The organism is Streptomyces sp. NPDC046821 (assembly GCF_040645335.1).
GTDB lineage: Bacteria > Actinomycetota > Actinomycetes > Streptomycetales > Streptomycetaceae > Streptomyces.
Genome location: NZ_JBEYYB010000006.1, coordinates 201,084 through 222,780, shown reverse-complemented (window position 1 = coordinate 222,780; position 21,697 = coordinate 201,084). Strand labels below are relative to the sequence as shown.

The 21,697-nt window shown below is 70.8% G+C and carries 16 protein-coding genes; 8 read left to right on the top strand and 8 right to left on the bottom strand.

The genetic code is table 11. The annotated features are described in order from the left end of the window. Positions 1-68: 68 nt before the first annotated feature. Both ABZ893_RS13985 and ABZ893_RS13980 read right to left on the bottom strand, forming a co-directional pair. Positions 69-1,886 carry an alkyl sulfatase dimerization domain-containing protein gene (locus ABZ893_RS13985; RefSeq protein WP_361401897.1) on the bottom strand — a complete coding sequence of 606 codons (1,818 nt, stop codon included), beginning with the start codon at positions 1,884-1,886 and terminating at the stop codon, positions 69-71. A 65-nt stretch (positions 1,887-1,951) separates the two neighbouring features. Next, complete coding sequence (locus ABZ893_RS13980; protein ID WP_361401894.1) at positions 1,952-2,335, bottom strand: DUF488 family protein; 384 nt, start codon at positions 2,333-2,335, stop codon at positions 1,952-1,954. 133 nt (positions 2,336-2,468) lie between these two features. Between ABZ893_RS13980 and ABZ893_RS13975 the strand changes: the two genes are divergently transcribed. Beyond that, positions 2,469-3,101 carry an HdeD family acid-resistance protein gene (locus tag ABZ893_RS13975; RefSeq protein ID WP_361401892.1) on the top strand — a complete coding sequence of 211 codons (633 nt, stop codon included), beginning with the start codon at positions 2,469-2,471 and terminating at the stop codon, positions 3,099-3,101. A 23-nt stretch (positions 3,102-3,124) separates the two neighbouring features. Here the strand turns inward: ABZ893_RS13975 and ABZ893_RS13970 are convergent, their stop codons facing one another. Next, a complete protein-coding gene (locus tag ABZ893_RS13970) occupies positions 3,125-4,006 on the bottom strand; it encodes a GNAT family N-acetyltransferase (protein WP_361401889.1) in 882 nt (293 codons plus the stop codon). Between the two features lie 183 nt (positions 4,007-4,189). On the opposite strand from ABZ893_RS13970, the gene ABZ893_RS13965 reads away from it, so the two are divergent. The 3 genes from ABZ893_RS13965 to ABZ893_RS13955 all read left to right on the top strand — a co-directional run bounded on the left by ABZ893_RS13965 (position 4,190) and on the right by ABZ893_RS13955 (position 6,941). After that, a complete protein-coding gene (locus tag ABZ893_RS13965) occupies positions 4,190-4,636 on the top strand; it encodes a ferredoxin (RefSeq protein WP_361401886.1) in 447 nt (148 codons plus the stop codon). 191 nt (positions 4,637-4,827) lie between these two features. Next, complete coding sequence (locus ABZ893_RS13960) at positions 4,828-6,018, top strand: acyl-CoA dehydrogenase family protein (protein ID WP_361401883.1); 1,191 nt, start codon at positions 4,828-4,830, stop codon at positions 6,016-6,018. A gap of 53 nt (positions 6,019-6,071) precedes the next feature. Continuing rightward, the gene (locus ABZ893_RS13955) at positions 6,072-6,941 is read left to right on the top strand and encodes an oxygenase MpaB family protein (protein WP_361401880.1); all 870 of its coding nucleotides are present in this window, start codon (positions 6,072-6,074) and stop codon (positions 6,939-6,941) included. A 13-nt stretch (positions 6,942-6,954) separates the two neighbouring features. Here the strand turns inward: ABZ893_RS13955 and ABZ893_RS13950 are convergent, their stop codons facing one another. Next, complete coding sequence (locus ABZ893_RS13950; protein WP_361401877.1) at positions 6,955-8,763, bottom strand: serine hydrolase; 1,809 nt, start codon at positions 8,761-8,763, stop codon at positions 6,955-6,957. Positions 8,764-8,925: 162 nt separating this feature from the next. Here ABZ893_RS13950 and ABZ893_RS13945 point away from each other — a divergent pair, with 162 nt between their 5' ends. Then, a complete protein-coding gene (locus tag ABZ893_RS13945; RefSeq protein WP_361401874.1) occupies positions 8,926-10,026 on the top strand; it encodes a nitronate monooxygenase family protein in 1,101 nt (366 codons plus the stop codon). Positions 10,027-10,248: 222 nt separating this feature from the next. After that, a complete protein-coding gene (locus ABZ893_RS13940) occupies positions 10,249-11,805 on the top strand; it encodes an acyl-CoA synthetase (RefSeq protein WP_361401870.1) in 1,557 nt (518 codons plus the stop codon). A gap of 54 nt (positions 11,806-11,859) precedes the next feature. Here ABZ893_RS13940 and ABZ893_RS13935 read toward each other — a convergent pair whose 3' ends face one another. Further along, entirely contained in the window at positions 11,860-14,283 is a 2,424-nt protein-coding gene (locus tag ABZ893_RS13935; RefSeq protein ID WP_361401867.1) for a penicillin acylase family protein, read from the bottom strand. Between the two features lie 136 nt (positions 14,284-14,419). Here ABZ893_RS13935 and ABZ893_RS13930 point away from each other — a divergent pair, with 136 nt between their 5' ends. Together ABZ893_RS13930 and thrS are read left to right on the top strand one after the other, a co-directional pair. Continuing rightward, positions 14,420-15,940: an acyl-CoA synthetase gene (locus ABZ893_RS13930; RefSeq protein ID WP_361401864.1), complete on the top strand. Its 1,521-nt coding sequence runs from the start codon at positions 14,420-14,422 to the stop codon at positions 15,938-15,940. A gap of 283 nt (positions 15,941-16,223) precedes the next feature. Beyond that, positions 16,224-17,486 (top strand): threonine--tRNA ligase, encoded by a 1,263-nt coding sequence (gene thrS, locus ABZ893_RS13925; RefSeq protein ID WP_361401861.1) that lies wholly within the window; start codon positions 16,224-16,226, stop codon positions 17,484-17,486. A gap of 93 nt (positions 17,487-17,579) precedes the next feature. Here the strand turns inward: thrS and paaK are convergent, their stop codons facing one another. The 3 genes from paaK to ABZ893_RS13910 form a co-directional block, all read right to left on the bottom strand. Further along, entirely contained in the window at positions 17,580-18,875 is a 1,296-nt protein-coding gene (paaK, locus tag ABZ893_RS13920) for a phenylacetate--CoA ligase PaaK (protein WP_361401858.1), read from the bottom strand. Positions 18,876-19,052: 177 nt separating this feature from the next. Then, positions 19,053-19,835 (bottom strand): GNAT family N-acetyltransferase, encoded by a 783-nt coding sequence (locus tag ABZ893_RS13915; RefSeq protein ID WP_361401856.1) that lies wholly within the window; start codon positions 19,833-19,835, stop codon positions 19,053-19,055. A gap of 132 nt (positions 19,836-19,967) precedes the next feature. Then, positions 19,968-21,584 carry an acyl-CoA synthetase gene (locus ABZ893_RS13910; protein WP_361401854.1) on the bottom strand — a complete coding sequence of 539 codons (1,617 nt, stop codon included), beginning with the start codon at positions 21,582-21,584 and terminating at the stop codon, positions 19,968-19,970. Positions 21,585-21,697: the final 113 nt, after the last annotated feature.

Sequence of the window (21,697 nt, the reverse complement as noted above, 5' to 3'; positions counted from 1 at the left end):
CAGGAGGCGCGCGGGGCTGTGACGGTGGTCACGCGGAGCCCTCACCTGCCCGCGCGCCACAGGCACCGTCACGGAGTGACGACGGCGAAATCCGGGTCGTTCTCGTCGAGGACCGAGAGGAGGGTGTCGAGGACCTCCGTGTCGCCCGAGTGGTGGACGCCGCCGAGCCCCTTTCCGTCCAGTACGCGCAGGAGTTGGGGCTTGGTCAGCGTCAGCGAGAGGTCCGCGCCGTCGGCTGGACGAGTCGTACGGGTGTGGACCAGCACCCCGTTGTGCAGCGTCATCCGGTACATCTCCCCGAGGTCCGACACATGCCAGTGCAGGGTGAGCGAGTGGTCCCAGGCCCTCGGCCCGTCGACCCGGATCGCCAGCGAGTCGAAGAGCTGCTCGACGCTCAGGGCGGCGGCCATGCTGCCCGCCTTGAGGCCCGTCTTCACGACGCCGTGGCGCAGCTCCTGGGCGCCGGTGAGATAGCAGTTGCGCCAGGTCGCGTTCTCGGCGCCGTGCGCGAGCCGCTCGAAGGTCCGCGCAAGGAGTTCCCGCGCGTCGGTGCTGTCAGGATCGGCGAACACGGCGTGCCGCAACAGCTGCGCGGCGAACCGCAGATCCCCGTCCTCCATGTACGTACGCGCCTTGCCGAGGACCGTGTCGAGTCCGCCCATGCAGTCGACGTAACGCCGCGCGCTCTCGGTCGGGGTGTGCTCCCACAGGGACGCGGGATTGCCGTCGTACCAGCCCATGTAGCGCTGGTAGATCGCCTTCACGTTGTGGCTGACGGAGCCGTAGTAGCCGCGCGCGTGCCAGGCCGAGGCGAGCGCGGGCGGCATCTCGATCCGCTCGGCGATCTCCGCGCCCGTGTACCCCTGGTTGAGCAGGCGCAGCGTCTGGTCGTGCAGATACGCGTACAGGTCGCGCTGTTCGGCGAGGAAGGACCTGATGCGCTCGCCGCCCCAGGTCGGCCAGTGGTGGGAGGCGAACAGGACGTCCGCGTCGTGGCCGAACAGCTCGATCGCCTCGTTGAGATAGCGCGCCCAGATCCGGGCGTCGCGCACGACGGCGCCGCGCAGGGTCAGGATGTTGTGCAGGTTGTGGGTGGCGTTCTCCGCCATGCACAGGGCGCGGCGCTGCGGGAGGAGGAAGTTCATCTCCGACGGCGCCTCCGTGCCGGGCGTCATCTGGAAGCGGAACACGACGCCGTCGATGGTCAGTTCCTGCCCGGTGTGCCGGATCTCGATGTTGGGCGGGACGAGGCCCGGCGTGCCGGTGGACGTGGTGAAGCCGAGGCCCATGCCCACCAGACCCTCGGGGCCGCGCTCCAGGTTGGCGCCCGAGTAGTACATGCCGCGCCGCAGCATCGCCGTACCCGCGTACACGTTCTCCGCGACCGCGTTCTCCATGAAGCCGAGCGGGGCGACGACGGGGACGCCGTCGTCCGGGCCGATGACGCCGAGTACGCCGCCGAAGTGGTCGAGGTGGGAGTGCGTGAAGATGACGCCGGCCACCGGACGGTCGCCGCGCTGCGAGCGGTACAGGGCGAGCGCGGCGGCCGAGGTCTCGGCCGACACGAGCGGGTCGACGACCACGACGCCGTGGTCCCCCTCGATCAGGGTCATGTTCGAGAGGTCGAACCCGCGTACCTGGTACACGCCCTCGGTGACCTCGAACAAGCCTGCCCGCGCGCAGAGTTGGGACTGCCGCCACAGGTGCGGGTGCGCGGTGTCGGGGCAGTCCGCGTCGAGGAACGCGGTGTCGCCGAAGTTCCACACGACCCGCCCGTCCGCGTCCGTGATCGTCGCTGACGGTGGGGGAGCGAGCAGCCCCCGGTCCGCCTCCTCGAAGTCGGAACGGTCGGCGAAGTCGGGTGCGGGGGCGTCGGTCGTGGTCACGTCGGTCTCCCGAGATGTGGGATGCAGGAGGTGGAAAGTGTGTCGTCCGGCGGGGCGCGCGCCGGTCAGTCGCCGTCGAGGTGCCGTACCAGCACCGGCACATGGCTGTGCTCGATGTCCTTCACCGAGGTCACCAGCGTGACGGTGTGCTCCTGGGCCAGCTCGCGCAGCCGGTCGGTCTCCTCGACGCGGTCCGGCAGCTCCAGCTCGTCTCGGTAGCGGCGCTCGAACTCGGGGAAGCGGGAGTCCCGGTCCTCGTGGTACCAGGAACGCAGCTCGGCGGACGGTGTCAGCTCCTTCAGCCACTCCTGGACGTCGGCCTTTTCCTTGGACACGCCGCGCGGCCAGAGGCGGTCCACCAGGACCCGGACGCCGTCGTCGGGCGACGGCGGATCGTAGACCCGGCGGACCCGGAAGTGCGGCTCGTTCTTCTTGGTACGTTCGGTCATGGCCCCAATTGTGCTGACTTCGCACGCTTCGCGTCGGCCGTGACGGCCGGTCGGGCTACGGCGGCCGTCCGGCCCGTACGTCGTTCGCCTGCCCCGAGTGGTGGCGGCGCCGTCGCCGTGTGAACAGTCGGACATGACGCATGCACCCCATGAACACCGAACCCCGGCGGCCGGAGCGACCCGCGAGGACCAGCCGTTCATGCCGCAGGGACCGCTCGCACGCCTCGCTCAGTCCGTGTGGCAGGTCGTGCTCCTCGCGGGCACCGCCGCCCTCGTCCTGGGCGCCCTCGTCCTCGCCTGGCCCGGGGCCTCCCTGTTCGCCGCCGGAGTGCTCTTCGGCGTATATCTCCTGATCACCGGCGTCTTCCAGCTGGTGGCCGCGTTCGGCACGCACGTCACGACCGGGCTGCGCGTCATGGCGTTCATCAGCGGCGCGCTGTCGATCCTCCTCGGCCTCTTCTGCTTCCGCGGAGTCACGCAGTCCATCCTGCTGCTCGCGCTGTGGATCGGGATCGGCTGGCTGTTCCGCGGCATCACCCAGACCATGGCCGCCGCCTCCGACCCCGCCATGCCGGCGCGCGGCTGGCAGGGCTTCCTCGGCGTCGTGAGCGCGCTGGCGGGTGTGGTCCTGATCGTGTCGCCGTTCAAGTCCGTCGCCGTACTCACGCTGGTCGTCGGCTGCTGGCTGATCGTCGTGGGCGTCGTCGAGATCGTCACGGCGATCCAGCTGCGCGGCAAGGCGAAGCGGCTCCCGCAGGGGGTCTGACCAGCTGAACCGTGTGCCGGGCTCTACCGCAGGTCGAACTGGTACTGGTACGTCCGATGCGTCGGCGCGTAGCCGAGCGAGTCGTTCACCGCGCGCATGTACGTATTGCTGTCCGCGGTGTCCGTGAGGAGGCCGCCGAGATGCGGGTGGCGGACGCGGGCGCGGAGGATCGCCTCGGCCTTCATCCAGCGGGCGAGACCGTGCCCCCGGTGCTCGGGCAGCACCCCCGTTCCGTAGTGCTGCCCGTCGCCCGTGCCGTCGCCGGGGACGACGAGCTCGGTGAACCCCACGATGCTGCCGTCGGCGTCGACCGCCGCGACCGTGTCGAGCAGTTCACCACGCTTCTCGACCGCCGCCGCGGCGGCGCGGACGCGGTCGACGGTCCACTCGACCCTGCCGTAGTCGGTGTCGTCCATCGGCATGTCGTCCATGGCCCGGCGCGACGCGGCGAACGTCTGCGCCAGACGGTCCGGAACCGTCCCCTCCCACGCGATCAGCCGGTACCCGGCGTGGGCCGTGCCGGCCGTCCGCTTCAGGGCCGGCACGTCCGCGTCCGCGAGCGGCAGGCGCGCGTACGTCAGGCTCAGCACCCGGCGGAACCCGCGTGCGGCCAGGAACGGGTCGGCCGGTGACCCGTCGTCGGCCGGGGCGATGAGCGAACGCCGCCCGTCCTCCCTGGCGGCCGTCGTCGCCGCGTCCAGGAGCCGCGTGCCCACGCCCCGGCGGCGCTCCGCCGGATGGACCTGGAGGGACAGCTCGGCGAGATGCCGCTGCCCGTCCCGGTCGATGAGCCGCAGAAACGCGGACCCAACGGGATTCCCGTCGGCGTCGGACGCCAGCCAGGCGAGACGGCGGGAGTCGGGACCGCAAGCCGGGTCCGTCAGAGGAGTGAGGCGAGGCGTCAAGTGGGCTCCAGGCAAGGTGAGTTCAGGACCCGCAGAACGTAGCCGCCCGGCCCGCCGGCCGCAAAGGAATTGATCGCGCGCGGTCCGGAGGCGCGGACCGTGTTTGGGCGGCGGCCGTACGGCAACCCGTTCAGGATGCGGACCATGCACGGGGGCGTGAGCCCTGTTCGGAAGGAGCCGACCGTGACCGTCACCCCGAGCCCCCTGGTCCGGTTCCTGGAGGACCGCTTCGCCTGCGCTCTGGCCTGCGTCGAATGCGCCCGCGCCTGCGCGGCCCGCGTGAGCTTCGTGGCGCTCGAACCTGCCGCCGTCACGGGTGACCCCAGGGCCGCCTCGTGTCTGGAAGAGCACCTCGAGGAGCAGTGGCGCCCGCTGCGCGGGGGCGAGCTGCGCCGCCGGGCCCTGCTGTGCGTGGAGGTCTGCGACGTGACCGCCCGCCTCCTGTCCGAGGACTCGTGGCGCGACGAGCACACGATCCGGGTCCAGGTCGAGTGGTGCCGGGCCGTCGCACTGGAATGCGCCCATGTCTGCGACCGCACCCCGGGACCGGAGTCGGACCTGTGCGGCGACGCGTGCCGCGCTTGTGCGCGCGCCTGTACGGAGTTTCTGGCGACGCTGAGCGAGGAGTGACGGGGCGCCTGACCGCCGAGCCGGGGTCGTGCCCGCACCTCTGTACGCCCCCGCCCAACGTCTCCGCACGCCCCCGGCCGGCCCCGACTTGAGACCCGCACGCCCCTGCCCATTCCCTATTTCTGAAACGCGTTCTACTGTGTGCGCCGTCAAGACCGGGACCCGGTGTGCCAGCGACCGCAGGAGGGGCCGTGCACCTCGAATACACGCCCGAGCAGCAGCAGTTGCGCGCGGAGCTGCGCGCCTACTTCGCGGAGCTGGTGCCGGACAACGCGTACGCCCGCTACGAGGATCCGGCCGCGCAGAAGCGGTTCTACCGCGAGACGGTGCGCCGGCTCGGGGCGGACGGCTGGCTCGGCGTCGGGTGGCCGAAGGAGTACGGCGGGCGCGGCCTCACGCCCATGGAACAGTTCATCTTCTTCGACGAGGCCGCCCAGGCGGGCGTACCGCTGCCGCTCATGGCGCTGAACACGGTCGGCCCCACGATCATGCAGTTCGGCACGGACGAGCAGAAGGCGTACTTCCTGCCGAAGATCCTCTCCGGCGAGCTGGACTTCGCGATCGGCTACAGCGAGCCGGACGCGGGCACCGACCTCGCTGCGCTCAAGACCCGCGCGGTGCGGGAGGGCGACGAGGAGACCGGCCACTACACGGTCAACGGGCAGAAGATCTGGACCACCAACGGCGACACCGCCGACTGGGTCTGGCTCGCGGTGCGCACCGACCCGGACGCCCCGCCGCACAAGGGCATCACCATGCTCCTCGTGCCGACGTCGGACCCCGGCTACTCGTGCACCGTCATCAACACCCTCGCCTCGCACGACACCACCGCGAGCTACTACGAGAACGTCCGCGTCCCCATGAACCGCCGCGTCGGCGAGGAGAACAAGGGCTGGCGGCTGATCACCAACCAGCTCAACCACGAGCGCGTGACTCTCGCCGCACACGGCACGATGGCCATCCGCGCCCTGCGTGACGTGCAGCGCTGGGCCATGGACACCAAGCTGGCCGACGGGCGCCGCGTCATCGACCTCGGCTGGGTGCGCAAGCGCCTCGCGCAGACCCACACCAAGCTCGACGCGATGAAGCTCCTCAACTGGCAGATGGTGAACGCCGTCCAGGACGGCACCCTCACCCCCCAGGACGCCTCCGCCGTGAAGGTCTACGGCTCCGAGGCGCGCCGCGAGGCGTACGGGTGGCTGATGGAGGTCGTCGCCGCGGCGGGCGCGCTCAAGGAAGGTTCGGCCGGCGCCGTCCTGCACGGCGAACTCGAACGCGGCTACCGCTCGGCCGTGATCTTCACCTTCGGCGGCGGCAACAACGAGATCCAGCGCGAGATCATCTCCTGGATCGGCCTGGGAATGCCCCGCGTACGCCGCTGATCACCGGAACCGGCACCGTCGCCAGGCGGCCGACCGTGGTGGACACTGACGGCGTGGGCGGAACCGGAACCGGACGGGCTGAGACGACGGATGCGGACCCGGGGCTCTTCGGCCCCGGGTCGGTGACCTGGCAGGTGCACGCGGACCCGATGATGTGGGTCGCCGGTGTGCGTGCCCTCTACTATCAGGCGCTCCTGCCCCGTGCCGTGCGCGGAGTCATGCAGAACTCGGACTTCAGGCAGGACGCCTGGGGCCGGCTCATGCGGACGGCGAACTTCGTCGGCACGACCACATACGGCACCGCCGAGGCCGCCGAGCGGGCCGGTGCGCGCGTGCGGAAGATCCACAGTCGCCTGAGCGCCACCGCCCCCGACACCGGGGAGCGGTACGGCGTAGACGAGCCCGACCTGCTCCTCTGGGTGCACTGCGCCGAGATCGACTCCTACCTCCATGTCGCACGCCGCTCCGGCTTCCGCCTCACGGACGCGCAGACCGACCGTTACGTCGCCGAACACCGCACCAGCGCACGCCTGGTGGGACTCGACCCCGACGGCGTGCCCGGCAGCGTCGCCCAACTCGCCGCATATCTGGAGGAGATGAAGCCGCGCCTCGCCGTCGGCCCGGAGGCGCGGGACGTCGACGACTTCCTGCGCCGCCCACCCGTGCACCCCCTCCTCGTCCCCGCACGGGCGACCCTCTGGCGACGCGCCTCGCACCTCGCGTACGGCTCCCTGCCGTCGTACGCCCACGAGTTGTACGGCAGGCCAGCGCCGTCGCCCGCCGCCGTGACCCGTGGACTGCGGACCACCGGCACACTCCTGCGCTGCGTTCCCGCACGGGTGCGCTGGCAGCTGCCGCCGAAGAACGTCCTGCGGGCCGTGGCGCGGCTCGGGCCCGGCAGCCGTCCGATCCGGTACCGGTGACCAGCCGGCCCGCTCAGTCCTGTGAAGGCGCCCACCCCACGGCCGTGATCCTCGCCGTGTCGGCCGGGCGGGCCTCGTCGAACACGGTGCGGCCGCCGTCGCTGACGCGGATCCCGTCGACGTACACCCCGCGCCCCACGTACAGCTGGTCCGTCGCGTAGCGCCAGCGGAGGCGGACCCGGCCGGCCTGGAAAGCTCCGAGGTCGGCGGTGAGGCGGTGCCAGACGCGGCCCGACCAGCCGTCGGCCGTGCCCGTGGGGTGGTCCTCGGCCGCCTCGCCCTCGCGGGTGGTCGTGAAGGGCAAGGGCTGCCAGGTGGCCCCTTCGTCCGGTGAAGCCTCCAGGTAGAGGAAGTCGGAGTGCGGCTCCGTGTCCCACCACAGGTCGCACGTGAGGCGCGCGACGGAGGACGTGAGGGCCAGGTCCGGGAGGGTGAGTGTGGCCGACTTGGAGCTTGCCATGCCGGAGAACCAGGCGGTACGGCCGCGGGCGGGGCGTACGGCGACGGCGCGGGCGAGGTTGTTCGCCGCGGCGACCCGGGGAGCGGAGCCGGAACGCCAATTGCGCACGGGGTGAACGGAGTTGCCGAGCACGATGAGGAACGAGTCGGTCGTCGGATCGAGCACGAGGGACGTGCCGGTGAATCCGGTGTGTCCCGCTGTGCGGGGCGTCGCCATCGCGCCCATGTACCAGTGCTGGTAGAGCTCGAAGCCGAGGCCGTGCTCGTCGCCGGGGAAGTCCTGGTTGAAGTCCGTGAACAGCAGTCGTACCGACTCCTCGGACAGGATGCGGGCCGTGCCGTACGAGCCGCCGTTGAGGAGGGTACGGCCGAGAATCGCCAGGTCCCACGCGCAGGAGAAGACGCCTGCGTGCCCCGCCACGCCGCCGAGCCCGTACGCGTTCTCGTCGTGCACCTCGCCCCAGACGAGGCCGCGGTTCAGGCCGGACCAGGGCAAGCGGGCGTCCTCCGTCGCGGCGATCTTCGGCTTCCAGGACGCGGGCGGGTTGTAGCGGGTCCGGCGCATACCGAGGGGGCCGGTGATCCGCTCGAGCAGGAGCACGTCGAGGGTCTTCCCGGTGAGCTTCTCCAGGACCAGCTGGAGGGAGATCAGGTTGAGGTCGGAGTAGAGGTACGTGGTGCCGGGCGCATTCAGTGGTGCCTCGTTCCAGATGAGGCGGAGCTGGCCTTCGCGCGTCGTCTCCTTGTAGAGGGGTATCCAGGCGCGGAACCCCGAGGTGTGCGTGAGGAGTTGACGGACCGTGATGTCCTGCTTGCCCGCGCCCGCGAAGTCCGGCAGATACGAGGCGACGGTGGCCCCGAGCTCCAGGGCGCCGCGCTCGATCTCCTGCACGGCGAGGAGTGACGTGAACAGCTTCGACACGGACGCCAGGTCGTAGACCGTGTCCTCAGCCGCCGCGATCTGCTGCTCGGCGGGGAACTCCACGCCCGTGTCGGTCTTGTCGTCGTACGCGGCGTAGCGCACCGCCATGCCGATCGGCTGATGCAGCGCGACCGTGCCGCCGCGGCCCGCGAGCAGTACGGCCCCCGCGTACCAAGGGTGTTTGGGGGAGGGGCCGAGGTACTTCTCCGCGTCGGCCACGAGCTGGCGCAGATGCCCCGCGATGAGCCCGGCCTGCTCCGCGGTCCCGCGGCGCAGGGTGCGCCCGTTCTCGTCCCCCTGGGTGTCCGCCGCGGCGGCCGGTCCCGCCGGGAAGGGGGCGATGGCCAGTGCACCGCCCAACGCCAGTACACCCGCGCCCAGTTGGCGGCGGCTGAGACCGCCGCCCGCTCCGTGCAGTCTGTCCGCCGCGCCGTCCGTCATGAACGAACCCCTTCTGAAAGAATCTTTCGGGATCTGGCTCAACGCATGAAACTTTCAAGTCACGTTCGGGTTCGTGTCAAGCATCGGAAATGCGTCGCAGAAATCTGACGCAGCATCAGAAACGCTCTTCCTTCGTTCGGACGAGTGCGGCATTCTGCGGCCATGCAGACGGAACTGAGCAAGAAACTGGGGATCGAGCACGCCATCTTCGGCTTCACGCCCTTCCCGGCGGTGGCCGCCGCCATCAGCAGGGCCGGGGGCTTCGGCGTGCTCGGTGCGGTCCGCTACACCGCGCCCGACGACCTGGCCCGCGACCTCGACTGGATGGAAGAGCACGTCGACGGCAAGCCGTACGGGCTCGATGTCGTCATGCCCGCGAAGAAGGTGGAAGGCGTCACCGAGGCCGACGTCGAGGCGATGATCCCCGAGGAGCACCGCCGGTTCGTCGCCGACACCCTTGCCAAGCACGGCGTGCCCGAACTCGCCGAGGGCGAGGCCTCCGGGTGGCGCATCACCGGCTGGATGGAGGAGGTCGCCCGTAACCAGCTGGACGTAGCCTTCGACTACCCGATCAAGCTCCTCGCCAACGCGCTCGGCTCGCCGCCCGCCGACGTCATCCAGCGCGCCCATGACAACAACGTTCTCGTTGCCGCGCTCGCCGGCAGCGCCCGGCACGCCCGGAAGCACGCCGAGGCGGGCATCGACATCGTGGTGGCGCAGGGGTACGAGGCCGGCGGCCACACCGGCGAGATCGGCTCGATGGTGCTCACGCCCGACGCGGTCGACGCCGTCGCCCCCCTGCCCGTCCTCGCGGCCGGCGGCATCGGCAGCGGTCAGCAGATCGCCGCCGCTCTCGCGCTCGGCGCCCAGGGTGTCTGGCTCGGCTCCCTCTGGCTCACCACCACCGAGGCCGACCTCCACTCGCCCGCCCTCACCCAAAAGCTGCTCGCGGCGGGCGCGGGCGACACGGTGCGCTCTCGCGCCCTGACCGGCAAGCCCGCACGTCAGCTCCGTACGGAGTGGACGGACGCGTGGGACGACCCGGCGGGGCCCGGTCCGCTCCCGATGCCGCTCCAGGGCCTGCTTGTCGCGGAGGCGGTCTCGCGGATCCAGAAGTACGAGGTCGATCCGCTGCTTGGCACTCCCGTGGGGCAGATCGTGGGGCGGATGAACGAGGAACGGAGTGTGCAGGCGGTCTTCGACGATCTGACGCGGGGGTTTGAGCGGGCGATTGACCGGGTGAACCGGATCGCGGGGCGGTAGCGGGTCGCGGGGGTGCGGGTGTGTTGCCGGGTGCGGCATTCGTCGTGGCTGGTCGCGCAGTTCCCCGCGCCCCTGGAAGGCGTGCGCTGCGCGCAGCCTTCATCGGAGAGATGCCGCCCGAAGGGCGTGCATCTCAGGGGCGCGGGGAACTGCGCGACCAGCCCCCACCCACCCGCACCTACCCCCCCGGCACAGAACAGCCCTCCGAAGGAAGGACCCCCCATGCCCAACCAGACCGCCCCGAACGGCTTCTGGGCGCAAGCGAACGCCGACCCCGACCGCATCGCCCTCGTCGCCCCCGACGGGGAGGAATGGACCGCCGGCCGGCTCCACGCCGACGTCAACCGGCTCGTGCACGGGCTGCGCGCCGCCGGGCTCGAACGAGGCGACGCGTTCGCCGTCGTCCTGCCGAACGGCGTGGAGTTCTTCACCGCGTACCTCGCCGCCGCCCAGGCCGGTTTCTACCTCGTCCCGGTCAACCACCACCTCGTCGGCCCCGAGATCGCCTGGATCGTCGCCGACTCGGGCGCGAAGGTCCTCATCGCGCACGAGCGCTTCGCCGAACAGGCCGTCGCCGCCGCCGACGAGGCCAAGCTCCCCGCCGACCACCGGTACGCCGTCGGAACCGTCGACGGATTCCGTCCCTACGGTGAACTCCTCGACGGACAGCCCGAGTCGGTGCCGGACGACCGCACCCTCGGCTGGGTCATGAACTACACCTCCGGCACAACCGGCCGCCCCCGAGGCATCCGCCGCCCACTCGCCGGCAAGCTCCCGGAGGAGTCCTACCTCGGCGGCTTCCTCGGCATCTTCGGCATCAAGCCGTTCGACGACAACGTCCACCTCGTGTGCTCGCCGCTCTACCACACGGCCGTGCTCCAGTTCGCGGGCGCGTCCCTGCACATCGGTCACCGCCTCGTCCTGATGGACAAGTGGACCCCCGAGGACATGCTGAGCCTCATCGACACCCACAAGTGCACGCACACGCACATGGTGCCGACCCAGTTCCACCGCCTCCTCGCCCTGCCGGAAGCCGTCAGGAACTCCTACGACGTGTCGTCCATGCGGCACGCCATCCACGGCGCCGCGCCCTGCCCCGACCACGTCAAGCGCGCGATGATCGACTGGTGGGGCCACTGCGTCGAGGAGTACTACGCGGCCAGCGAGGGCGGCGGCGCCTTCGCCACCGCCGAGGACTGGCTGAAGAAGCCGGGTACGGTCGGCAAGGCCTGGCCCATCAGTGAACTCGCCGTGTTCGACGACGACGGCAACCGGCTCGCCCCCGGCGAACTCGGCACCGTCTACATGAAGATGAGCACCGGCGGCTTCTCGTACCACAAGGACGACGACAAGACGAAGAAGAACCGCATCGGCGACTTCTTCACCGTCGGCGACCTCGGCATCCTCGACGAGGACGGGTACCTCTTCCTGCGTGACCGCAAGATCGACATGATCATCTCGGGTGGTGTCAACATCTACCCCGCCGAGATCGAGTCCGCGCTCCTCACCCACCCGGCCGTCGCCGACGCGGCCGCCTTCGGCATCCCCCACGACGACTGGGGCGAGCAGGTCAAGGCGGTCGTCGAACCGGCCGAGGGCTACACGGCCGGGGAGGCACTCGCCAACGAGATCCTGGCCCACTGCGAGACCCAACTCGCCGGCTACAAGCGGCCCAAGAGCGTCGACTTCATCGAAGTCATGCCGCGCGACCCCAACGGCAAGCTCTACAAGCGCCGCCTGCGCGACCCGTACTGGGAGGGGCGCACACGCGCCATGTGACAAACGGGGCGGTCCGAGTCCCTAGGGGACACCCGGACCGCCCCGCCGCGTGTCTCAGCCGCGCACCCGCACCACCTTCAGCGCGGGCGACCGCATGATGTCCTTCTCGCAGAACCGCGACGTCACCCACTCACCCTTCGAGAACAGCCGCGTCTGGTCGCTGTAGTGCGGCGAGTTCGGGTTCTGGGACTGGGAGTACGTCAGCAGCGTGCGGGCCACCGGGCAGCGCCCGCCGTCCCAGCCGACGGCCTGGATGTAGCTGGAGCCGGTGACGACCTCCGTGTAACCACCGGCCTTCGCGTCCCACACCGGCTCGACCTTGTTCCACACACCGAGCGACTCCGTGCCGCCCTGCATCGGGATGCGCTCGCCGCCCCGCACCACGAACTGATGGGCGCCGAGCGGCTCGTCCAACCCGATCCCCGCCGCCCGCAGTTCGCCCACCGCGTCGGCGAGCGCCGTCGCGAATCCGGGCGCGTCCGTGTCGAGCGTGTTCGGCGTACGTACCGGATCGGTCGCCGAGAACGGCACCTTCCACAGCTTGGCACTCGGCACGGCCGCCGTGAACTTCCGCCAGAACCGGTCGAACAGCAACGCCCCACGACTCGACGTCGTCATGGCGTGATCCCACTTCCCGATCACGCCACAGGCCTCTTGTACGTCAACGGTCTTGCCATCACTGCCAGTTGCCGTACCGCCAGGCAGCGCCGCGCACGCCCGCGCCACATCCGCAGCCGCCAGATCACCCGCGGGAACCCGGTCGGTGAACTGCTGCCGTTGGAGGTCACGGACCGTCAGCCCGCCCTTGTGCGCCATGGCCGAGACATCCTCGACGGCGCCGCGCGTACGCATCGACCGCTGCGTGCCGATCGTCCCGAAGACCCGCTCGTAACCCGTGACCGGCCGGTCGGCGTTGGCCAGCCAGGCGCTGTCGTTCGAGTTTTCGGCGTACGGGGCGTTCTTGAGGACCGGCATCTTCGACGGCCCGAAGATGCCCGGCTGCACGGCATCCTTGTCGGAACCGAGCGCGCAGTCGCTGCGCGAACCGTCTAGCACGGCCACCCCGGCCGCCGGATACGTGACCTGGCCGAGCGGGGTCGAACAGCGCGTGGCCAGGTCGTCCGTGATGCGCGGAAGCACCTGCGACTGAGTGAAGAGTGAGTGCCCGGACGCGTCGGCGGCGATCGTGTTCACCCACGGCAGCCCCTGCGTACGCCGCAGCGAGTCCAGCACGTCGTCCGTGGAACGCGCCTTGCTGAATCCGAGCGCCGTGTCGGACGCGCGCAGGTTGAGGGCGTTCGGGTCGTTCAGCGCGTACGCCGTCGAGGCCGTCCAGGGCAGGGGCAGTGAAGCCCCGAGCGAGTTCACGACGGGCCCATAACGCGTCCACCACTGGGTGTGGGTCACCGGGGCGCCGTCCTTGACCGGGACGGTCACGGTCCGCTGCGTCATGCGCTCGGGCCGGCCGTCCACGAGGTACGAGGTGGGGTCGGTCGGGTCGAGGGTGAGTTGGTGCAGGTTGAGCGTGACGCCGGTCGCGACCGTGTGGCTCCAGGCGATACGGGAGTTGTGGCCGATCGAGATCGTCGGCGAGCCGAGCAGCGAGCCGCCCGAGACGTTCAGCTCGCCGGGGATCGTCTGCTGCGACTGCCAGAACCGCCGGCCGCCCTGCCAGGGGTAGTGCGGGTTACCGAGGAGCAGACCCCGGCCGTTCGCGGTGGCCGCACCGCTGAACGCCACGGCGTTGGAACCCATGTCGGAGTCATCGGCGGAGAACAACTCGCGTGCGGCTGCGGCTACTTCGGACTTGTCCGGCGTACCGGTCGAGGCGGGCGCACCTGCGGCCGGCGGCTGTGCGGCCGTGATGCCGTCGGCGCCGCGCCCCTGTCCGCCGAGCACGGCGAGCGCGAAGCCGTGCGCCGCGACGTCGAGCGTCGTCACAGGGCGCACCCAGTCCGCGCCCTTGCACGCCGGGTCCGTGATCTTGTTCTGCTTCAGCCACGCGTTGTACCCGGCGGCGAAGCCCCGCATCGTCTCCTTGACCTCCCGGCTGGGGCCGGCGGGCGCGGGTTCGGCGAGCAGCTTCTCCACCGTGCCCGCCTCCCGTACGCCCCGGAAGTACAGGTCGCTGGAGAGGTTCTTGGTGGCCGAGGACAGCGAGCCGTCGGGGGCCGCGTCCGGCCCGAAGTAGCGCGAGCGTTCGCCGCGCACGGTGAGGAACCCGTCGGCGAGAACGCACACCTGGTCCTCGGCCTGTGCCCACCCGGTGCCGAAGCCCAGGTCCGCGTAGTCCTTGGCGACGATGTGCGGAATGCCGTACTCGGTGTACCGGATCGTGGCGGACAGGCCGCCGCCGCGCGGGTTGTTCCCTGGTCGGCCTGGGCCGTCGGCGGCGGCCGACGGGAGCGAAGCAGTGGTGCTGAGCGCGGTCAGCAGGGCGAAACCCATGACCGCGAGGCGTCTCGGGCGCGTGCGCATCGTGCTCCCAACTGCTGTGAGGACAGAGGCAGTTGAGCGTACCAACGGGTATGCGTGGCGGAGCGGGATCCGGCGGCACCTTCCGGCCCACGTCACCTGCCTTGATTTCGGGTCGGCGGGGGCACAGGATCACGCCATGACGGGAGCAGGCAAGGAACGAGATGTACACGCGAGCACGGTCGACGGGACGCTGCGCCGCAGTGCGCGACGCACCCCGGACCGGGTCGCCGTCCGCTACGGCGCGCGTACCTGGACGTACGCCGAACTTGACGAGGCGGTCTCACGCGCGGCCGCGGTGCTGCGCGGACTCGGCCTCGAACCGGGCGACCGCGTCGGCGCCTACGGGCACAACTCCGACGCCTATCTGATCGGCTTCCTGGCCTGCTCACGCGCCGGGCTCGTGCACGTGCCGGTCAACCAGAACCTCACCGGCGACGACCTCGCCTACATCGTCGGCCAGTCCGGCAGCACGCTCGTCATGACCGACCCCGACCTCGCCGGCCGACTTCCGGCCGGTGTGCGCACCCTGGCCCTGCGCGACACTGACGACTCCCTGCTCGCCCGCATCCCGTCCGCCGCGCCGTACGACGGCCCGCAGCCGGACGGCGACGACCTCGTGCAACTCCTCTACACCTCCGGCACGACGGCGCTCCCCAAGGGCGCGATGATGTCGCACCGCGCACTCGTGCACGAGTACGTGAGCGCGATCCACGCCCTCGGCCTCAAGGAGACCGACCGGCCCGTCCACTCGCTCCCGCTCTACCACTCGGCGCAGATGCACGTCTTCCTGCTGCCGTACCTCGCCGTGGGCGCCCAGAACACCATCCTCGACGCGCCCGACGCCGCGAAGATCTTCGACCTGGTGGAGGCGGGCGACGCCGACAGCCTGTTCGCGCCGCCCACCGTCTGGATCGGCCTCTCCCAGCACCCGGACTTCGCCCACCGCGACCTGAGCGCCCTGCGCAAGGCCTTCTACGGCGCGTCGATCATGCCGGTGCCGGTCCTGGAGCGGCTCCGCGCACGGCTGCCCGGACTCGCCTTCTACAACTGCTTCGGCCAGAGCGAGATCGGCCCGCTCGCCACCGTCCTCGGACCCGACGAGCACGAGGGGCGCATGGACTCCTGCGGGCGGCCCGTCCTCTTCGTCGAGGCGCGGGTCGTCGACGACGACGGCAAGGACGTGGCCGACGGCACGCCGGGCGAAGTCGTCTACCGCTCACCGCAGTTGTGCGACGGCTACTGGGACAAGCCGGAGGAGACCGAGGCGGCGTTCCGCGACGGCTGGTTCCGCTCCGGTGACCTCGCGGTCCGCGACAGCGAGGGCTACTTCACCGTCGTCGACCGGGTGAAGGACGTCATCAACTCCGGGGGAGTGCTCGTGGCCTCCCGGCAGGTGGAGGACGCTCTCTACACCCACCCGGCGGTCGCCGAGGCGGCCGTCGTCGGACTGCCCGACGAGCGCTGGATCGAGGCCGTCACCGCGATCGTCGTCAGCAACGCGGACGTCACCGAGGCGGAACTCATCGACCACGCCCGCGAAATGCTCGCCGCGTTCAAGGCCCCCAAGCGCGTCGTCTTCGTCCCCGAACTCCCGCGCAACGCCAGCGGGAAGATCCTCAAGCGGGAACTGCGGGATCGCTTCGCGACGACGGACTGAGCGTGCGGACGAGCTGAGCTCGCGGGCTGGACTCGCCGACGGACGGGCTGAGCTCGCCGACGGGCTGGGCGCGCCGACGGACTGGGCCCGCGAATAAATGGGGCGCGCGGCCGGCCAGGGCCCTGTTACGGTCTCCGGCATGAAGCGACGTGCCGCTGCCATGACGACGACGCCGGAGAGTGTCCCGGCGCGCTGACAGCTGTGCTTGTCCGAAGCCCCGGGGCGATGGCCCCGGGGCTTCGCCATTGGGGTCACTCGCCCGCAGAACCGCGAGGAGAACCCCATGAGTGACCAGCAGCAGACCCCCGCCCCAGGCGCCCACCGCCACGACCACCGCAGGCTCGGCCGTGAACTCGGCCTGTTCGACACCGACCCCCTGATCGGCGCGGGCCTGCCGTACTGGCTCCCCGACGGCGCCGCCGTACGCCTCGCCCTGGAGGACTACATCCGCACCGCCGAGCGGCGCGCGGGCTACCGGCACGTGTACTCGCCCGTCCTGGGCAAGCGCGAGCTGTACGAGATCTCCGGGCACTGGGCGCACTACAGCGACGACATGTTCCCGCCCATGGACCTCGGTAGCGAGCAGGTCGTCCTGCGGCCCAGCCTGTGTCCCCACCACGCGGTGATCTACCGCTCCCGCTCCCACAGCTACCGCGAACTACCTCTGCGCATGGCCGAGTTGGGTGCCATGTACCGCTCCGAGCTGTCGGGCGTCCTCGGCGGACTGACCCGCGTGCGGTCCATCCAGCTCAACGACGCGCACATCTTCTGCACCCTCGACCAGGTCGCCGACGAGGTCGCGGCGGCCCTGGAGATGATCCGCGCCGCGTACAAGGCGCTCGGGATCGACGCGGCCCGCTACCGGCTCTCCCTGCCGGGGCCGGGCGGAAAGTACGTCGCCGCACCCGAGAAGTGGAAACGCTCCACCGAGCTGCTCACCGACGTCCTCGACCGCTCGGGCCTCGCCTACGAGGCGGCGGATGGGGAGGCCGCGTTCTACGGCCCCAAGATCGACGTCCAGGTCGTCGACGGCGCGGGGCGCGAGTCCACCCTGTCCACCGTCCAGGTCGACTTCCACCAGCCTGAGCAGTTCGACCTGCACTACATCGGCGCGGACGGCGCGAAGCACCGGCCGGTGATGGTCCACCGCAGCGTCATCGGCAGCGTGGAACGGGCGGTGGCGCACCTCGTCGAACAGCACGGCGGCGCCTTCCCCGCCTGGCTCGCCCCGGTCCAGGTGGCGATCCTGCCGATCTCGGACGCTGAACTCCCGGACGCGGAGGCCCTGTTGGGGCGGTGCGTGGAGCAGGGCCTGCGCGCCGAGATCGCCGGCCCGGAACGCGGCACCCTCGGCGCCCGAGTCCGGGAGAGCCGGCTCGCCCCCTACCAGGCCGTGATCGGCGCGAAGGAGGCCGCCGAGGGTCATGTGGCCCTGCGTCTGCGTGACGGCCGCCGGCTCGCCCCGCTCCCGGCCGAGGAGGCGCTGGCCCGGATCTCGGCACGGGTCGAGGCGTACGCGGGTGAACTGTGGGACGACGTGAGCTGACCGCCCACGGGAGGGCCGGGGGAGGGAAGGTGCTCACCGGGGAGGCGCCAGCCGGAGAGGTACCCACCGGGGAGGTGCCTGCCGGAGAGGCGCTTACCCTTCCTTCCCCCGCAGGTCCACGATCCGCTTGATCTTGCCCACCGAGCGTTCCAGCGTCTCCGGGTCGACGACCTCGACAGCCACCGAGACACCGATGCCGTCCTTCACCCCGGCCGCGATCGCGCGGGCGGCGGCGGCCCGGTCCTCGGGGCTCGCGTCGGCGCGGGCCTCGGCCCGGATCGTCAGCGCGTCCATCCGGCCCTCGCGCGTCAGGCGCAGCTGGAAGTGCGGCGCGACGGCCGGGGTGCGCAGCACGATCTCCTCGACCTGGGTCGGGAAGAGGTTCACGCCGCGCAGGATCACCATGTCGTCGCTGCGGCCGGTGACCTTCTCCATCCGGCGGAACGCGGGGCGCGCCGTGCCGGGCAGGAGCCGCGTCAGGTCCCGCGTCCGGTAGCGGATCACCGGCATGGCCTCCTTGGTGAGCGAGGTGAAGACCAGCTCACCCTGCTCGCCGTCGGGCAGCACCTCGCCGGTGAACGGGTCCACGATCTCCGGAAAGAAGTGGTCCTCCCAGATGTGCAGCCCGTCCTTCGTCTCCACGCACTCCTGCGAGACGCCGGGTCCCATCACCTCGGAGAGGCCGTAGATGTCGACCGCGTCGATCGCGAACCGTTCCTCGATCTCGCGGCGCATCTCCTCGGTCCACGGCTCGGCCCCGAAGACGCCCACCTTCAGCGACGTACCGCGCGGATCGACACCCTGCCGCTCGAACTCGTCGAGGATCGTGAGCATGTACGAGGGCGTGACCATGATGATCTCCGGGCGGAGATCCTGGATCAGCCGCACCTGGCGCGCCGTCATGCCGCCGGACGCGGGGATGACCGTACAGCCGAGCCGTTCGGCTCCGTAGTGGGCGCCGAGGCCGCCGGTGAACAGGCCGTAGCCGTACGCCACATGGACCTTGTGGCCGGGCCGGGCGCCGGCGGCGCGGAGGGAGCGGGCGACGAGGTCGGCCCACATGGACAGGTCGTTCTCCGTGTAGCCGACGACGGTGGGCAGGCCGGTCGTGCCGCTCGACGCGTGCAGCCGACGCACGTCGGCGTCGGGTACGGCGAACATCCCGAAGGGGTAGTTGTCGCGCAGGTCGGCCTTCGTCGTGAACGGGAACCGGGCCAGGTCCGCGAGCGAGCGGCAGTCGTCGGGGTGCACGCCCGCCCGGTCGAAGGACTCGCGGTAGAACGGCACCCGCTCGTACACGCGGCGCAGTGTCGCCCGCAGCCGCTCCAGCTGCGCCGCCCGCAGCTCCTCCGCGCCGAGCCTTTCCCCTGCGTCCAGCAGCTCTGTCATGTTCGACCGATCGTTCGTTCGGTTGATCTGTCCAGGGTCAGTAATGCAAGGGGCGGGGGTGTGCGTCAAGGGGGGTGCGGGGAATCTCGCCGTCCAGGGCGCGCGGGGCCGGGCCCACGTGGGAGTGTCAGGCCTGGCCCGCGTGGACGTATCAGGCCTGGCCCCGCGTGGGATGTATCAGGCCCGGCCCGCGTGCACGTACGGCGTCGTCGTGCTCAGCGCGGCGAAGCCGAGGCGTTCCAGGATCGGGCGGCTCATGAGGGAGGCGTCGACCTGGAGGTAGCGGTGGCCGCGCTCGGCGGCGATGCGGGTGCGGAACGCGACGAGGCTGCGGTAGATCCCGCGCCCGCGCCACTCGGCGACCGTGCCGCCGCCCCATAGGCTCGCGAAGTCCGTACCGGGGTGCAGCTCCATCCGGGCGGCGCTCACCGGGGTGTCCCCGGCCATGGCGAGGACCGCCGGCACGGCGTCGGGGTCGGCGGCGAGCTGGGTGAGGAGCTGGTGCCGGGTGAGCCCGAGGCGCCTGCCGAACGCCTTCTCGTGGACGTCGGCCATCATGTCGACGCGCGCCTCGTCCGTGACGGGCAGCAGCCGGATCCCGTCGGGCGGCGACACATCCGTGGGCAGGTCCGCGATCTCGGCCACGAGGAGCGTCTCGACCGGCTCGGCGACGAACCCGGCGGCCGTGAGGCGCTGCGGGAGATCGTGCGGCAGGTCGTGCCCGTACAGCTTCCACTCGAACTCGCGGCCCAGTTCGGTGAAATGGCGCACCTGGGCGGCGATCGCGGCATCGGCGGAGTCCTCGTCGAGGTCCGACCAGAGCACTCCGCTCCAGCCGTCCCCGGGTTCCGTCCGCCGCACCACGCCGTCCACGCGCTCGACCCGCACGCCGGGGGCGTCGGGCCCGGCGTCGCGTCTCAGCTGGCGGTCGAAAAGGGCCAGTACCTCGTCGTGATCCATCCGGTCACTTCAGCACCGGGAGGGTGGCCCGGCAACCGGGTTTCTCCGTTGAGAATCACGCCCCGGACACGCCGGAAGCCGGCCTCGAGGCCACCGCCCCGAAACCGGCTCCACGCCGCTGACCTGCGAGCTTTACGCCCCCTCCGCCGCCACCGCCCGCGCCCACCGGTAGTCCGCCTTGCCGCTGGGCGAACGCTGGATCGTGTCCGTAAGCACCAGCCGGCGGGGAATCTTGTAACCGGCGAGCCGCGTACGGCAGTGCGTCTGTATGTCGTCCAGCGAAGGCCGCTCCGCTCCCTCGCGCAGCTGCACGACCGCCGCCACGTGGTTGCCCCACTTCGGGTCGGGCACGCCCGCCACCAGCGCGTCGTAAACGTCAGGATGCGACTTGAGGGCCTGCTCGACCTCCTCCGGGTACACCTTCTCGCCGCCCGTGTTGATGCACTGGGAGCCGCGGCCGAGGACGGTGACCACACCGTCGTCGTCCACCGTCGCCATGTCACCGAGCAGCACCCACCGCTCGTCGCCCTTCTGGAAGAACGTCTCGGCGGTCTTCTTCGGGTCGTTGTAGTACCCGAGCGGGACATGTCCGCGCTGCGCGAGACGGCCGGGCTCACCGGGCGCGACCGGCTCATAAGTCGCCGGATCCACCACCTGCGTACGGGAGTTGACCCGCAGCCGGAACCCCTTCTCCGGGCCCGAGTCGGCCGTCGCCGTGCCGTTGAACCCGGACTCGGAGGAGCCGAAGTTGTTCAGGAGCATCACGTTCGGGACGAGCTCCTGGAACTGCGCGCGCACCGTGTCCGACATGATCGCGCCGGACGACGAGACGCTGAACAGGGACGAGCAGTCGGTGCCCTTGAGCGGCCCGTTCAGCGCGTCGATGAGGGGCCGCAGCATCGCGTCCCCGACGAGCGACACGCTCGTCACCTTCTCCTTCTCGATCGTGCGCAGGACCTCTTCGGGCACGTACTTCGAGTGGACGACGATGCGCTGCCCGAAGTTGAAGCCGATGAAGGCGGTCAGCGTCGAGGTGCCGTGCATCAGGGGAGGGGTCGGGAAGAACGTGATGCCGTCACCGCCCGCGGCGACGCGCTCCGCCAACTCCTCCGGGCGGCTGATCGGCTCACCCGTCGGGGCGCCGCCGCCGAGACCCGAGAAGAACAGGTCCTCCTGGCGCCACATGACGCCCTTGGGCATACCGGTCGTGCCGCCGGTGTAGATGATGAACTGGTCGTCGGCCGAGCGGGGCGCGAACCCGCGCTCCGGCGAGCCTGCCGCCTCCGCCTCCCTGATGTCCACGGCCTTGAGGGGCGGGGCACCGGCCGGCGGGGTGCCGACGCGCACGAGGTGCCGCAGCTTCTCCGTCCGGGGAAGGACGGCCGCGACGCGCTCCGTGAACTCCGCGTCGAAGACGAGCGCTGCGAGGTCCGCGTCTTGGTAGAGGTAGACCAACTCCTCTTCCACGTAACGGTAGTTGACGTTCACCGGGACGATCCTGGCCTTGAGACAGGCCAGTACCGTCTGGAGGTATTCGATGCCGTTGTAGAGGTGCAGGCCCAGGTGTTCGCCCGGCTTGATCCCGTTGTCGATCAGGTGGTGCGCGAGACGGTTGGCCGCCTCGTCGAGCCCGGCATAGGTGAGCCGCCGCTCGACGCCCGTGCCGGGGTGGTCGATGTGTACGAGCGCCTCGCGGTCGGGGACCACGTCGACGACCGACTCGAACAGGTCGGCAATGTTGTACTCCACCGCTCCTCCTGACTCAGGGCGCCATATCGATATGGCCGTATCTCGATGGGCCGTCATCACAGCAGAGCCGTACGGAACAAGGAAGGGCCCCTGCCCAAGAAATCTGACTGAGT